Origin of the sequence: Marinomonas mediterranea MMB-1, from assembly GCF_000192865.1 — a bacterium.
GTDB lineage: Bacteria > Pseudomonadota > Gammaproteobacteria > Pseudomonadales > Marinomonadaceae > Marinomonas > Marinomonas mediterranea.
Genome location: NC_015276.1, coordinates 3,908,243 through 3,922,818, shown reverse-complemented (window position 1 = coordinate 3,922,818; position 14,576 = coordinate 3,908,243). Strand labels below are relative to the sequence as shown.

At 44.1% G+C, this 14,576-nt stretch carries 11 protein-coding genes; 4 read left to right on the top strand and 7 right to left on the bottom strand.

Translation table 11 applies throughout. The features are described from left to right. Positions 1-579 precede the first annotated feature (579 nt). Together MARME_RS17885 and MARME_RS17880 are read left to right on the top strand one after the other, a co-directional pair. Complete coding sequence (locus tag MARME_RS17885) at positions 580-1,890, top strand: leucine-rich repeat-containing protein kinase family protein (protein WP_013662676.1); 1,311 nt, start codon at positions 580-582, stop codon at positions 1,888-1,890. Between the two features lie 47 nt (positions 1,891-1,937). Further along, positions 1,938-2,525, top strand: coding sequence for a hypothetical protein (locus MARME_RS17880; protein WP_013662675.1), 588 nt, complete (start codon positions 1,938-1,940; stop codon positions 2,523-2,525). A 60-nt stretch (positions 2,526-2,585) separates the two neighbouring features. Here the strand turns inward: MARME_RS17880 and glsB are convergent, their stop codons facing one another. Beyond that, positions 2,586-3,494 carry a glutaminase B gene (gene glsB / locus MARME_RS17875; protein WP_013662674.1) on the bottom strand — a complete coding sequence of 303 codons (909 nt, stop codon included), beginning with the start codon at positions 3,492-3,494 and terminating at the stop codon, positions 2,586-2,588. Positions 3,495-3,922: 428 nt separating this feature from the next. Here glsB and MARME_RS21595 point away from each other — a divergent pair, with 428 nt between their 5' ends. Then, positions 3,923-6,880, top strand: a complete 2,958-nt coding sequence (locus MARME_RS21595) for an EAL domain-containing protein (protein ID WP_013662673.1) — start codon at positions 3,923-3,925, stop codon at positions 6,878-6,880. Positions 6,881-7,001: 121 nt separating this feature from the next. Here MARME_RS21595 and MARME_RS17865 read toward each other — a convergent pair whose 3' ends face one another. From MARME_RS17865 to MARME_RS17855, 4 genes are all read right to left on the bottom strand, one after another. Then, positions 7,002-7,799 carry a UDP-2,3-diacylglucosamine diphosphatase gene (locus tag MARME_RS17865; RefSeq protein WP_013662672.1) on the bottom strand — a complete coding sequence of 266 codons (798 nt, stop codon included), beginning with the start codon at positions 7,797-7,799 and terminating at the stop codon, positions 7,002-7,004. 127 nt (positions 7,800-7,926) lie between these two features. Continuing rightward, positions 7,927-9,741: a GGDEF domain-containing protein gene (locus tag MARME_RS17860; RefSeq protein ID WP_013662671.1), complete on the bottom strand. Its 1,815-nt coding sequence runs from the start codon at positions 9,739-9,741 to the stop codon at positions 7,927-7,929. A gap of 262 nt (positions 9,742-10,003) precedes the next feature. Beyond that, positions 10,004-10,180 (bottom strand): RSP_7527 family protein, encoded by a 177-nt coding sequence (locus MARME_RS22330; protein WP_013662670.1) that lies wholly within the window; start codon positions 10,178-10,180, stop codon positions 10,004-10,006. A 136-nt stretch (positions 10,181-10,316) separates the two neighbouring features. Beyond that, entirely contained in the window at positions 10,317-11,201 is an 885-nt protein-coding gene (locus MARME_RS17855; protein WP_013662669.1) for a helix-turn-helix domain-containing protein, read from the bottom strand. A gap of 268 nt (positions 11,202-11,469) precedes the next feature. Here MARME_RS17855 and pobA point away from each other — a divergent pair, with 268 nt between their 5' ends. Continuing rightward, the gene (gene pobA, locus MARME_RS17850; protein ID WP_013662668.1) at positions 11,470-12,678 is read left to right on the top strand and encodes a 4-hydroxybenzoate 3-monooxygenase; all 1,209 of its coding nucleotides are present in this window, start codon (positions 11,470-11,472) and stop codon (positions 12,676-12,678) included. 227 nt (positions 12,679-12,905) lie between these two features. Here the strand turns inward: pobA and MARME_RS17845 are convergent, their stop codons facing one another. Together MARME_RS17845 and MARME_RS17840 are read right to left on the bottom strand one after the other, a co-directional pair. Next, positions 12,906-13,940 (bottom strand): LPP20 family lipoprotein, encoded by a 1,035-nt coding sequence (locus MARME_RS17845; protein WP_013662667.1) that lies wholly within the window; start codon positions 13,938-13,940, stop codon positions 12,906-12,908. Next, positions 13,940-14,539, bottom strand: coding sequence for a penicillin-binding protein activator LpoB (locus tag MARME_RS17840; protein WP_013662666.1), 600 nt, complete (start codon positions 14,537-14,539; stop codon positions 13,940-13,942). The genes MARME_RS17845 and MARME_RS17840 overlap by 1 nt, the downstream gene beginning before the upstream one ends. Positions 14,540-14,576 lie beyond the last annotated feature (37 nt).

The window sequence follows — 14,576 nt, the reverse complement described above, 5'->3', positions numbered from 1 at the left end:
ATCACATGTAGAAAACTGGAAGTGTGGTGCGTAGTTTTATTTTAAATTGTTGATATTTAAGGAAAAAATAAATATTTTCTGTTTTTTTATGAATTTTTACATTCCCAAATAATAGTGTACATTTAACTTATCCAAACGGACATCACGGATGACGGCACATGAAGTGCAGTATGACAGGAAAGTGATACGGATACCTAAGGAATGAGCAGGATGCTCAAGCTAAACGGATTTTTCTCACAGGAAGTGGAATGACGAAGGAAAGCGTCATGTGACCAGGGCGGTTGGATCTCTAACGGAAGAAAGGCAGGAAGCTTTACTCATCGGAAGAGTCGTTTCTAAGGAAAGAAGCGAGAAACGGGGTGACGTGAGTCACCCCCTTAATTCTCAGGGAAAAATAGGATCTTGGGATATAGGCTAACGGAATGCTAAGAGCATGAAGCTCGAGAAGGATATCAGCGTTTGCTGGACAAGGAATCAGGAATGAAGCGCTTATTGGAATGAGCGTCGCTAGGATGGCGAGTAGGATTGAACACTGTTGGATAGAGTGCACGTCAGGAAGACGAGAAAATAGGCAGCCAAATGGCTGCTTTTTTTTGCGCTAATTTTCGTTCATTATTGGCAAAAACCTACGAGTCAATGGAATATTCTGTGCATACTTTAGAGCAATTAAGAAATGGGGAGCTTGCTGGTATAAAGCGCCTTGAGCTGTCCGAAAATCTAACTGTTTTTCCGAAAGAGATCTATCGTTTATCCGATTCTCTTGAGATTTTAGACTTATCATCGAATCAATTGGATGACCTACCTTCCGATCTGGCAGAAAACCTACCAAACCTTAAAATATTTTTCGCGTCCAATAATGTCTTTAAACACGTTCCGCCTGTTCTAGGGCAATGCGAACAACTTGAAATGATCGGTTTTAAGCATAACCAAATTATGTCAATGGCCGAAGATTGCTTACCAGAAAAATTGCGCTGGTTGATTTTGACTGACAACCAGTTGGACTCTTTACCTGATGCTATTGGCCAGTGTACGCGGCTCGAAAAGCTCGCTTTAGCGGGGAATCGGTTGACGTCGCTGCCTGATTCCATGTCGATGTTACGTCACTTAGCCTTGGTCCGAATATCAGCGAACCGTTTGACTCGTTTTCCCGATGTTTTACTTACCTTGCCTAAACTCGCTTGGCTGGCTTTTTCAGGTAATCCATTTTGCCCTGAGCGACAGACTCATTTGGAGTTTCCGTTGCTACCTTCAGAACATTTGGCGTTAAAGGAAGTACTTGGTAACGGCGCATCAGGGATTATTTCTAGGGCTCAATGTGCCTCTGGCTACAAAGGTTTCCCTGATAATGTGGCGGTAAAGGTCTTTCGCGGGGAAGTGACCAGTGATGGGTATCCAGCGGATGAATTGGACGCGTGTTTATCGGTCGGCTCCCATCCTAATTTGGTGAATGCCCTTGCTCATGTGCAAGAGCCTGAGATGTCTGCGTTAGTGATGACACTGATACCAAGCGACTATAAAAACCTCGGCCAACCGCCAAGTCTACAAACCTGCACACGCGATACCTTTACTCAAGGCCAGTCGTTTACCAAGGGAGAGGTCGATCACCTTGTTTCCCAAATTGAGAGCGTTGTTCGACACCTAGAAGACAAACAGGTCTGTCATGGTGATCTATACGCACACAATGTGCTTGTTCGCCCAGATGGGCATTTATTGTTTGGAGATTTTGGCGCGGCGTCAAAATACGACAACCTGTCCACGCGTCAAAAAGAAGGGGTTCGAACGATTGAGCGACGAGCGTTATCCTACTTCATTGAGGACATGCAGTCGTTAATTGTCGGAAGCACTGGAATGGGTGTCACGAACCGACCGAAAGAGAATGTGATTATGTAAATCATTACGAGCAAAATTTTAAATCAAAGGAATAGAAGGACGACAATATGACTGCGCAGCAAGCATTGAATGCATTAATAAATAATCCGCTGACGTTTTTGAGAAAAAATGCGTTAACGCCATACGCTGCCCAAGGGCGATCTGCAGGAGCGGTGCAATATCGAATGGTCTCTAGTGATGATACTGTGACTCGTCCTGGAACGGTGTTAGGGAATTTGAAAACGCATAATGACGGACAACGATTTAAAATGCGGGCGGATAATTTTGAGGCTGGTACCAGCTTTCAGGCGGTTTATATTCCGGTACAGAGTAGCGACAAGCTTTCCTTTCCTCACCCTTTACCGAGTAATGGGCCAAGGATTATGATCACAACGCAACTTACAGGTTGTTGTATGTTGATGATGAAGATGGGAGAGGTTGTTGGAGTGGCCCACTTACAGCCAACGGGAGAAACGGGTAATGAGCTTCATGCTCGTTTAGGAACCAACTTAAAGGTATATGGACGTCCTGACTATGGAAACTCTCGTGCCATTTTTATTGGTATTCGCACTGCCAATCGCTGGCGTTTCTACGCTCAACGTATAGGTGATGGGTACGGCCGTACTATTTTGGGCGCCGAAGAGATCTCATTATAAATACGATCGTGTCGGTGAGTGATGAAAAACAGATTAGCTTGTTAATCTGTTTTTCAATTATTAAAAGACTGACCAGCCTATCTCGCTAGACAGAGCTTCTAGCGCTGCTACACCAGCTAACGAATTGCCAACTTTATTTAAGCAAGGTGACCAGACACATATAGAGAACTGGTTAGGCACGATTGCAACAATACCACCACCTACACCACTTTTTCCGGGTAAGCCAACCATGTAAGCAAACGTCCCTGCTTCGTCATATAGGCCACTTGTCGCCATCAGTGCGTTGATTTGTCTAGCTTGTTGTTCCGAGACCACTTGTTCGTTGTTGATCATGCAGTAGCCTTTGTTTGCTAAAAAGCCAAAGGCTTTCGCTAGATCAACACAGTTCATGCGTAGTGCACAGTTTGAAAAATAGTTATGTAGGACATCTTCCACGTCATTATCGAAGTTGTCGAACGATTTCATTAGGTAGGCCATTGCCGCATTGCGAGAGCGGTGCTCGTATTCCGAGTCCGCAACCACTTTGTCGGTTTTAATATTGGGGTTCCCTGATAGTCGTCTGACAAATTCACGCATAGCATAGTGTGGCGTAGCGAAACGTGTTTGGTTCATATCACTTACGACAATTGCGCCAGCATTGATAAAAGGGTTTCTTGGAACGCCACCTTCGTATTCAAGCTGTACAAGCGAATTGAACGGTAACCCAGATGGCTCTCGGCCAACTCGTTTCCACATGCCTTCACCGTAGTGCTTCATGGCTAATGTAAGGCTGAATACTTTAGAAATACTTTGGATCGAAAACGGCGTTTTCGCGTCGCCAATGGTGTAACATTCGCCTTTGTTGCTGTAAATGGCAATGCCAAATTGGTTTGGGTTAACACTGGCTAGCGCAGGAATGTAGTCGGCAACATTACCTTCACCCACCAAAGGAAGTACTTTTTCATAAATGCGTTTAAGAATCGAATTCAACGTATTTTGCCCTCGTCGCTATTCTTATTTTTGACGCGCATTTTGCCTATCATAACGTGATAAATAAAGAGTTATTATCGTCTTATGCGAAGGATTCTATAAGCCGAATTAGATCGATGTGCTGTATTTAGCTTATTGCTTTGTATTCAATTTGTAGTCGAAGACTGAATTTTAGTGGTGACCCTTTCTTAAATAGTGCATTTCAGTCTATTATGAGACTTGAAGATGCCGTGTAACGATTTAGGTTACCTACTCTATTTTATTACCTAAAATTGTTACTGCGTATAATTGCTACTGTCTAAGGCTTTAATAGCCAAGATTTTTACTAACTAAGAAGACTACTCATTGCGACTCGTGTTGGGAATGATGCGTAGGAAAAGACGGATTTGCTTCTCTTTACTTTAGGAAGTCTGTCGGAAAGTATGATTATGCCCGTTCGCTCTGCGCCATATGTAAAACTTGTTACCGTATTAAGCATTATCTTGTTTTCCATTGTTGGCGGCATTTTTTTCCAGATTTCTCTTTCTCATTATAAGCACGATGCTCAAGACCTCGCTCAGTATGACGCTTTTTTTTATTCGAAAAAACTATCTGAAATTGTCGCTGAGAACCTAGCCGCGACGGTACAAATTGCTGATTTTATTCGCTTTAATCGAGGGGCTAGCGATGGCTTTGAACCCTACGCTGATTTGGTGCTCCGGCGTTACCCTTATGTCGATCGGTTGGTACTGATTCCAAATGGCGTCATCACAAACATTCATCCATTAGAAGGGCATGAGAGTGCGATTGGCATCAATGTGTTTGGTAACGAGGTGCTTCGCTCGAAGGCATTGATAGACCATAACTTAAATACTCCCAGTGTTTCGGCGCCGGTGCCAGTGATCGACAACTCTATTGCTATGGGGACGAGAGTCTCTGTGATGATTAAAGACCAAGCGAAAGAGGATGTGTTTTGGGGTTTTGTCGCTTCCGCAATGGGGGTGACTCACCTTATTGAGTCCTCAGGGCTTGTTGAATTTACCAAACAAGGGTTTGAGTTTCAGTTATCCGAGTACCGTAAACAGGAAGGGTATGTTGTTATCAGTCAAACGGATGGCTTTATAAAAGAGAACAGTATACAGCTTGAACTTGCGTTGCCGGGCACACGTTGGTTTTTGTTTGTGTCTCCAAAAGGAACATGGGTTTCCAAGCAGACGACGTATTCTTTAGGCTTCGCTGTTGCCTTTGTTGTTATGCTGCTTTCAGGCATTAGTTACCTTATCGCGAGGAAATTTTTTGAACGCTCTGTTCAGGCAAGCTTAGTGGAACAAAAAACCAAAGAGGCAGAAATCACGCTCGAACGGTTGTCGAATACATTGGATGCGATTCCAGACTATTTAGTAGAAGTAAATGACGAAGGAGTAGTGGCTGAAAACCATTACTCATCAGAGCGCGAGCTAATGAAGTGGCTTCCACTACACCCAGGCGAGTGGGTTGTTGATTGTTTGAGCGAAGAGTCCATGTTGGCTTGGGGGCAAGCAATGAAAACGGCTTTTTTAGACGGTGTTTCAACCGGCTTGAGCTTTCGAGTTGAGCTAGATGAAGACGAAAAGTGGTTTGAACTGTCGGCGGTTTATACGGCGCCTGATGACCTAAAAGGCAGGGCCGCGTTTTATCTGTTTCTTGTTCGTGACGTTACCGAACGGATCAAAAATGAAGCGGAGTTGAGAATCTCCGCGATTGCTTTTGAAACTCAAGATGCCATTTTAATTACGGATCAACACAATCGTATCATCAGAGTTAACAACGCATTTGAAGCCATTACGGGTTACAGCGAATCTGAGGTATATGGGAAGAACCCCGCTATTATTAGCTCTGGTCGACACGATCGAAACTTCTATCGTAAATTGTATCAATCTTTAAATAATATTGGTCATTGGGAAGGCGAGATCTGGAATCGGAAAAAAGACGGTACTGTTTTTCCTGAGTGGCTTTACATCACAGCCATTAAAGATGAAGAAGAGCGTTTACTTCATTATGTTGCAACCTTTAGAGACATCACTCAAGACAAAAATAACCAACAGCGTATAGAGCAGTTAAATTATTACGATGCGCTGACCCGTTTGCCGAATAAGACGCTCTTTTTAGAAGAGCTGGAGCATCGGCTGGATGTTATGTCAGAAATCCGCTATCGGCGTAGCGCTATTTTGTATTTGGATTTGGATAACTTCAAAGACCTCAATGACTACTACGGTCATAAGCAAGGAGATCTGCTTCTGAAACAGGTTGCCTCACGCTTAGTGGATATTGTTCGCCCTCAAGACACTGTAGCGAGGCTCAGTGCCGATAATTTCGTTATCTTGCTCGAAGATGCGGATGTGAGCGTTAACCCTGAACGGGCCTCCTACAGAGCTAAGCATGTTGCAACTAAAATTCTCGATGAATTGAAGCATCCTTTTGTTCCAGGCGCGCACGAGTTGGTGATAACGGCGAGTATTGGCATGACTGAGTTTGGTGCTGATACACCAGAACATACGTCTGAAGATATCGTCAAACAAGCGGAAATGGCGATGTACGAAGCAAAACAGGCTGGTCGAGCGCAGTCGTGTTTTTATCAGCCCAAAATGCACGAACGGGTTGTACAGCGTGTTTACTTTGAAACGAGCCTGCGCGAGGCACTTTCAAAAGAACAGTTTTCATTGCATTACCAACCGCAATTTGATGTGAATAAAAAGCTGGTGGGTGTGGAAGCTCTCATACGCTGGAACCATCCTGAGAATGGGCTTGTTCCCCCCGGTGAATTTATTCCGTTTGCAGAAGAAAGCAAGCTCATCATTAAAATTGGCGAATGGGTGTTGATGAAGGCCTGCCAAGTAAAAGCGGACTGGCTAAAGCACGATGCTTTCAGGGACATCAATATGTCCATCAACGTCAGTGCACTGCAATTCTCTCAAGATAATTTTGTCGAGCAAGTCAGACACGCCCTTGATCAATCTGGCGTTAATCCAAATACCATTGAACTTGAACTAACAGAAAGTATGTTGGTGAATGATCAAGATGACGTGATCCGAAAAATGCAGTCATTGAAAGCATTGGGTGTGCTTATTTCACTTGATGATTTTGGAACGGGCTATTCTTCTTTGTCTTATCTTACACGATTGCCGATTGATCAGCTCAAGATTGATCAATCGTTTGTGTCTTCTTTCTCGGAAGGATCAAGAGAGTCCACGATTGCTGCGTCGATTATTAACATTGGTCATAACCTAAATATGGAAGTAATTGCTGAAGGCGTGGAACAACAGAGTCAATTTGAGTGGCTGAAATCCCAAGGTTGTGATTTATTCCAAGGGTACGGATTAGCGCGGCCTATGCCAGAAGAGGACTTATTGTCTTTGTTGAGCCAATAGCCTCCGATATAAAGTAACAGCGCGCCTTACGTTAAATTAAAGCGCGGCCTTCGAAATAATAGCAACCGTCCTTTGAAAAGGGGCTCCTGCATCTCTGGTAACACTTCCCCGTGCGACGAGACTAAATGGGTGTTGGTTCGCCAATTTGAGAGTCTATAGTCGGTTCTACCGCGATTAATGATTGTTTGTCAGACCAATGAATGAGTGAAAGCTCGCCTGAATAAGACTCTGTTAAGGCTGTGCAATGCTCAACCCAGTCGCCATCGTTGCAATACAATATTCCGTCGTTCATTTGAAAATTGGCAAAGTGAATATGGCCGCAAATATAGCCGTCTAAATTTTGACTGCGAGCCGATTTGATCGCGGCGAGCTCAAAGCGAGCGATGAATTCACGAGCTTTGCCTATGTGACTTTTTATGTAACCTGCTAAGGACCAATAAGGCAGTCCAAAAAAGCGTCGAACGGCGTTTGTGAATTGATTTAAATGCAGCATGATTCCGTGAGCTTTATCGCCGATCGCGAGCATCAGCGGGCTGATTTTCACCATTTGATCGAACTCATCGCCGTGGCTAACGTGGAAGCGTCGTCCATCTGCTGTGGTGTGGATGGTGTTTAGCTTTATATCGATTCCTGAAAGGCGCTGTCCTGTAAACTGACGAAAGAATGCGTCGTGATTTCCCGGAATGTAAATCACGTCCGTTCCTTGTTTCGCCATGCTCAGGACACGTTCGATAACCGCTTGGTGTTCATGAGTAAAGTGCGCTCGCTTACGCATTTCTTGTAAGTCAATAATGTCGCCTACAAGGTATAAGCTATCGACTTCTATACGGTTGAGAAAGTCCAAGAGATGTTTCGCTTGGCACGCTTTTGTACCAAGATGGACATCGGAAATAAAGACTGCTCGAAAGTGAGTTTGCATCGTTTGGCCTCATGATTCTATCTAAGAACTAGGCTAAAAAAGAGATATGACGGCGACGTGACGTTTTGATGTCGTTTTTGTTAGGGTTGTTCAACAATCAAAGTTTGAGCCTGTTCTAGGCCCGATTCTAAGAGGTCTGAGTCAAAGAGCTCTGAGTCAAAGATGCTTGAGCCGACGATGTTTGCGTCAAAGAGGCCTGCGTGTAATGAGGGGTGAGAAGGTAAACGGAATTCCCACCTTGCTTTTTCGCAGCCTTTTTAGCTTGTGCCGCAAGCTCTGCAACATAATGATGACTGTTGCATTTCGCAGGATCTGGATTCACAACACCAATAGATAAGCTCAAGATGGGATGGAAAACCGTTTCACCGTGCCGATTTGGAGACCAAACCCCGCCTGCTAATAAGGTGTCTGCGTCGTAGAAGGTACGAACACGTTGGTCGAATGAGGTTAAAATGGCTTCACATTGTTCATGCCAGTTGTCGTCTGCGAAAATAACGACGAAATCGTCACCTCCGATATGACCAATGAAATTGCTCTCAGGGTGCGTTTCTTCGCGAATAATATTGCCTAACAGTTGTATGACTTCGTCACCCTTGGCGTAGCCAAAATAATCGTTAAAGGGCTTAAAGTCGTTAAGGTCAAAATAGGCAACGTGGAAATTATCCAGATTCGTTAAACGACGGTTTACTTCTTTATGTATCGGGACATTACCCGGTAACAGCGTCAAAGGGTTCGAGTAGGTGGCGTTTTGAATTTTCAGCTCAGTGATGCGTTTAAGCAAGTCTCGCAGATGACCCGTTCCAATATATTGCCCCCCTTTGACGATAATAATCTCGTTGTTGAGTGTGTCTGCTTCTTGTTCCGTTAACATGGTCGATACGCTAGCAAGGCTCACACTGCTTTCAACGATGATCGTGTCTTCACTCAATAAGTTAGTAGCGGCTTTGTGTTCGTATAGCGCGCGACCATATGGCGTTGAAAATAACTCATGCAGGGCATGGCGTCGAATCACGCCAATCGGTTGGCCATTGTCCAAAACGGGGACGACAAACAAGTCGTGATGCTGACTAAAAAGCTTCGCAACATCGCGAAGAGGGCTATCAAATTTAACACTGGGCGACGGTTTGCAGAGCGTCCACACGGTTTCCCCATGATTTGAATCGAACTGCTCTTTTTTCCTTGCTTGTTTAGCTAAATATAAGTGTGTGGTGTCTGAGGGGGATGGCGTCGGTCGGCCTAGAAAGTAGCCCTGACCATATGGAATTCCCAGCTCGATAACTTGATCAAGCTCTTGTCTTGTTTCAATGCCTTCTGCAATCAAGGTACATTTTAGTCGTTGGCCAATGGCAATAATTGATCTGACGAACTCTTGTTTGACGTCGTCCTGATCAATTCCTTGTATAAAATGTTTATCGATTTTAACAATATCAGGCTGAAGTTCAGACCAAAGGCGCAGACCAGAGTAACCTGCTCCTAAGTCATCGATCGCAACTTGGAAGCCCATTTCGCGATAATGGTTAACGCTGTTATGCGATAAACCGTCACGATCATAGGGATGCTGTTCCGAGAGTTCGATGACAATTTTTTTCTCGTCTAATCCTAAGTTTCTGAGGATAGACAGCGTCATACCACGTTGATGATGTGGTGAGCTTAGAAGAGAGGCGCTGACATTTAGAAATAGCTTTCCATTCAAATCAAGTTCAACAAAACGCGACAGCGCTTTAGAACGGCACAGTATCTCTAGCTCATGAAGTTTGTTTTCGGACTCGGCGAGCGGAAACAGAACATCCGGAGCAAATAAAGGCGTTCTAATCGGGCCTCTTGAAAGCGCTTCGTGACCAAAAACCTCGCCAGTTCGTAAATCAAAAATTGGCTGGAAGTAGGGCGTTACGAGTCCTTCAGAGAGCGTTTTATGCAGTAGTTGTACTTGGTTATCTTGCATCTTCTTTCCGATAAGTTGCATAGAACGAGTATGTTATGAAGTTTTTGTTACAGGCGTGTGACGATTTTGGGATGAGTGCTATATAAACAAGGCGATTGAGTGCTTTTGTTGGGGCTAGTTTAGGTCAATTAGAAGTTATGTTATTGAGGAGGTGAGTAGCAGGGATTACGTTGCTCAGAAACAATTTGGTTTCCAAAATCGCTTTTTATTTTTACTGTGCGATTGGAAACGATCAAAATGCAGTTTGTGTATCGAGTTGAAATTAGTGCGCAGTATGGCCAGAACGAGCAGGAATCAAAGAGGCGAACCATTTAGCGAACGCTGCTTTAGCTTGCTTAACCGATTGAGCAAAATAAGCACGACGAATTGCGTAAGCTCGCTCAACGTAATAGTCAGTATCTAGGTTGCCAAATTGGTCGTATTTGTAGTCGTTTTTCATGTCGGAATCCTCCGTTGGTTAGTAACGATTCAAAGGATAGCGATCAGATTAAATTTGATCAAACGATCAATTTTCAGGCCTTAGATGAAAAAAAATAACCTATCAAATAACGGACGTTATTCGTCAGCTGATTTCGTTAGTTTTGCTGGTTCATCAAGCGAAACTGTCCCGGTGTATATCGGCTCAGGCGCTTAAAAAACCTTGAGAAGTAGCCGGGGTCGATAAAGCCCAAATCATAAGCAATTTCTTCAATGGTTTTTCGACTGTAAATCAGACGACGCTTTGCTTCAAGAAACAGGCGTTGGTGGCATAAGGATTTAACGCTTTGATTGAACACTGACTTAGTTAAGCGGTTTAACGTTTTTTCTGATGTATTGAGTCGCTTGGAGTACTCGGGAGTCGACCAATGTTTTAGGTAGTTCTGTTCGATTAATTCTTTCAAATCTTGGAGTAGCTGGAGGTTATGATTGTCTGAATTAGTCGACACACTCACTTCGACATAACGGTGGAGCATGATCAATAGCGCTTTTACTAAGTACTCTCCCATTAAAGCCCGACCAGACCGAGCAATTGAGGTTTCACGCTCGATCTGCATCACAATCGGCCACAACTCGTTAAATTGGTTGGTATTTAAGCCTAAGTCGATGAAGGTGGGCGTTTGGAGAAGGGGTTTGATCAGTTTAGCCGCTCTCTCCTGATACACTTCTTCTAGAAGTGGGGCGGCAATAGACAATACCTTTCCGTCTGTTTCTGGAGCGAATCGAAAACTGTGCACACAGCCAGCTGGGACAATGATGGCCCACTTACCAAGTAAGCGGCGTGTTTTATCGTCTAGTTGAACTTTCGCATCGCCGGATTTCAAAATCAGGATTTGGAACAAATTCCCATGTCGATGTGCGTCAATTTTCCACCCTAGATCACTACTGCGAGATTCAATATCTTCGATATGAAGAAACTCTGGATCTTCCGACCATTCAGAATCACCGTACAGGCCAAAGAGTGGGATATTGCCATCAGACATACGCTTTCCAATCGTCTACTTTCTAAAAAATGAATGTGTATTGTTATATCTTATAACTAAATTTCAGAGGTACTTAAGATCTCATATTACACGTCAATACTGACGTTGTAGGCATTCTTAAGTATCTACTTAGTATGAAAAGGTAGCTTTCCATGTCCAAAAAGTACAATTTATTGTCCCTATAGTACCTGACGAAATCCGCCTCTCTCTACCACTATAGATATAAGCAGTTACATATCTATAAAAAGAACAATACAGGTACAGAATAATGAAAACAAAAGTAGCGATTATTGGTGCAGGTCCGTCAGGCTTGCTTTTAGGTCAGTTGTTAGCCAAACAGGGCATAGACAACGTCATTATTGAACGTGTTACGGGCGAGTACATCTTAGGCCGAATTCGTGCGGGCGTTCTTGAACAAGGGATGGTCAATCTTCTAAGGGAAGCGGGTGTTAGTGAACGCATGGACAAAGAAGGTGAAGTTCATGATGGCTTTGAGCTGGCATTTAACAATAAGCGTGTTCGCATTGCGTTGGACGAACTAACTGGCGGCGACACGGTGATGGTATACGGCCAAACCGAAGTAACGCGAGACTTAATGGAAGCGCGCGCTAAAGCTGGTTATACGACGGTATACGAAGCCAGTGACGTGAAATTGCATGACGTTAAATCGGATACGGATACTCCGTACGTTACTTTTGAAAAGAATGGTGAACAGGTTCGCCTAGACTGTGATTACATTGCGGGTTGTGACGGTTTCCACGGCGTGTCTCGCAAAACGATTCCTGATGATGTTAAAACAGAGTTTGAACGTGTTTATCCATTTGGTTGGTTAGGGCTTCTATCTGATACTAAGCCTGCTCATGATGAGCTGATTTACTGTAAGACTGACCGAGGTTTTGCCTTGGCGAGTATGCGTTCGCAAACTCGTTCTCGATACTACCTTCAGGTGCCATTGACCGATAAAGTTGAAAACTGGAGTGATGAGGCATTTTGGGAAGAATTGAAAAAACGTTTGCCGGATGATGTCGCAAGCAAAATGCAAACAGGCCCTAGTATTGAGAAAAGTATTGCCCCTTTGCGCTCGTTCGTTTGTGAGCCGATGCAATATGGGAACCTTTTCTTGGTTGGGGACGCCGCTCATATCGTTCCTCCGACAGGGGCGAAAGGCTTGAACCTTGCAGCATCGGATGTGGCAACCTTATATAAAATCATGACCCGTGTTTACAAAGAGAATGATAAAGACTGTATTAATCAGTACTCTGAAATTTGTTTGCGTCGTGTCTGGAATGGTGAGCGTTTCTCTTGGTGGATGACCAATATGATGCATGACTTTGACGATGTTTCTGTCAGTGGTGCGGATGCGATCACGTTCGATCGCTTTATGAGTTCTGAGCTGAACTTCTATACCGATAATGAAGAAGGTCGAAAAGTCGTTGCAATGCAGTACGTCGGCTTACCTTACGAAGATCTGAAATAAGATAACCTGCGCTTTTATTTACTAAGGGTCTCGGAAGTGACCTGTTTAGACACTAAGAGTTTAGAGGTAAAGTGTAAGAAGTGACGTGTTAGGCGTAATAAGAGCCAGATCAAATCAATGGGCTGGCTCTTAATCTAAAAGTGAAAACCTGCCTTCCTAGTACTAGTAAGCGTTATCGAACAAAACGCGTCTAGCGAGACTAAAAGTCTGTTATTTTCTCAAAGAGTTTAGTTACTCGTCATCCACTGAAACATCGAAGTGACCGCTTTTTCAGACCAATCTTGCTGTGCCTTTAACGTCGCGGATGCTTCTTGTTTGGATATCCCTCTGCCTTTTGCTGACCAGCTTCCTAATGGTTCCCCATCACGAGTAGAGAGGCTAAGTGTGCCCTCTATGAAGGCGTAGGTTCTGCCTGCTTTTTGCTCAGAGCGGGATTGAGTCTGTGTTGATAGTTTCCAAACAACATTTTCGGTGCCCGCTCTCAAGCCAACCTCAGTAAGCTGACTGTTGATAGGGTTCGTGAGTTCGCTCGATGTCACGTTAAACGAGAAGGTGTTTAACGCTGTACCAAGCGCTCGTTGAATCTCTTTCACTTTTTTGTCTGGTGGAAAAATAGCGCCCGATTGAGAGTAAAGCTCAAGCTTTTCGACGAGCTGCTGTCGTTCAGAAAACTTGGGTATCAAAGAGAGGTAAGTACGCCACTCACTTTTATCCGGTTCGGATAGGAGAGTGAGTCCAGATCCGATAGTTCGGATATCACCATCAATTTCATCAATCTTTTGTCTAAGACGAGAGGCGGCTTTGCTTCGATCAAAAGCCTGTAACGCATAGACATACTGAGTATCCTGATAGCGTTCTTTATTCTGTATTTGGTCTAACTCAATATTCAGAGACTTGGATTTCGTATAGGCGGATTGGGCTCTGAGAACCTGCTCCTGTTGCCCCGTCGACTTGGTGACCTGTATGTCCTGAGTATTGACCTGAGACACTTGTGTTCTAAGCTGCTGAGCAATTTGTGCGTTGCCATTCTGTTCAGCTTGCTTAAAGGCCTCAGCAAGATCGTCGATCTTGCTGTAAGAGCCAACACCATACAGATAACGTGTATCTTTTGGTGGGTTTGAAATCCATTCGGGCAATGCAGACGCAGCGGCTTCCTGCGAGCTATTATCGTGACTGGCACCGATACAACCCGTTAACAGACTAGACAAACAAACACCCAAAATCAGTCGTTTACGATGATACAAGGTGGCTGTATAAGTCATTAGAAGAATCCTTTGTCAGCCAATTTTTTGATTTTCTTCTGTCCGTTCCATACTTCACGGTTTGTGGTCATGTTGATCAACTTTAAGTCAACTTGATAGAAGGTAACGCGCTGATCACCATTGGAATCGACAATCGAGTTGATCGTGCCAGACAACGCGAATTGAGCGCCTTGCTCTTGTCCAAATTCAGCGGCGGTGCCTTCTGCGGCATTCATTTCTTGGTCTTCGCGTTCTGTACGAATGTCTTCACGTTCTTCGCCTGAGACGACAAAATCTACTTTGCCTTCTTTTAGGAAGCTACGCTTAATGTCATTGATAAAAGTATCGACAGGGATGTGCTCGTGGCTCTTATTGCGAATCGATTGAATGATGACCGTTGGGTTGCCATCGTGTTCGACCTTATATTGACGGTACCATGGGAAGGTCAGCATTTCGCCCATCATGGCTTCAGCCACAAGGCGAGAGTCTGTATCGTTCCAGCGGTCCGACAAAGCAACTTCTTCATCGGTACTGATTCGTTTAACGCCACCACTGGAACACGCGGTAATGGTTAAAACGGTAAAAAGTACAAAAATAGATCTTGAAAGCGACTTAAACATTGATATGTCTCCCTATAAATAAGTCGAAAGTAGTACA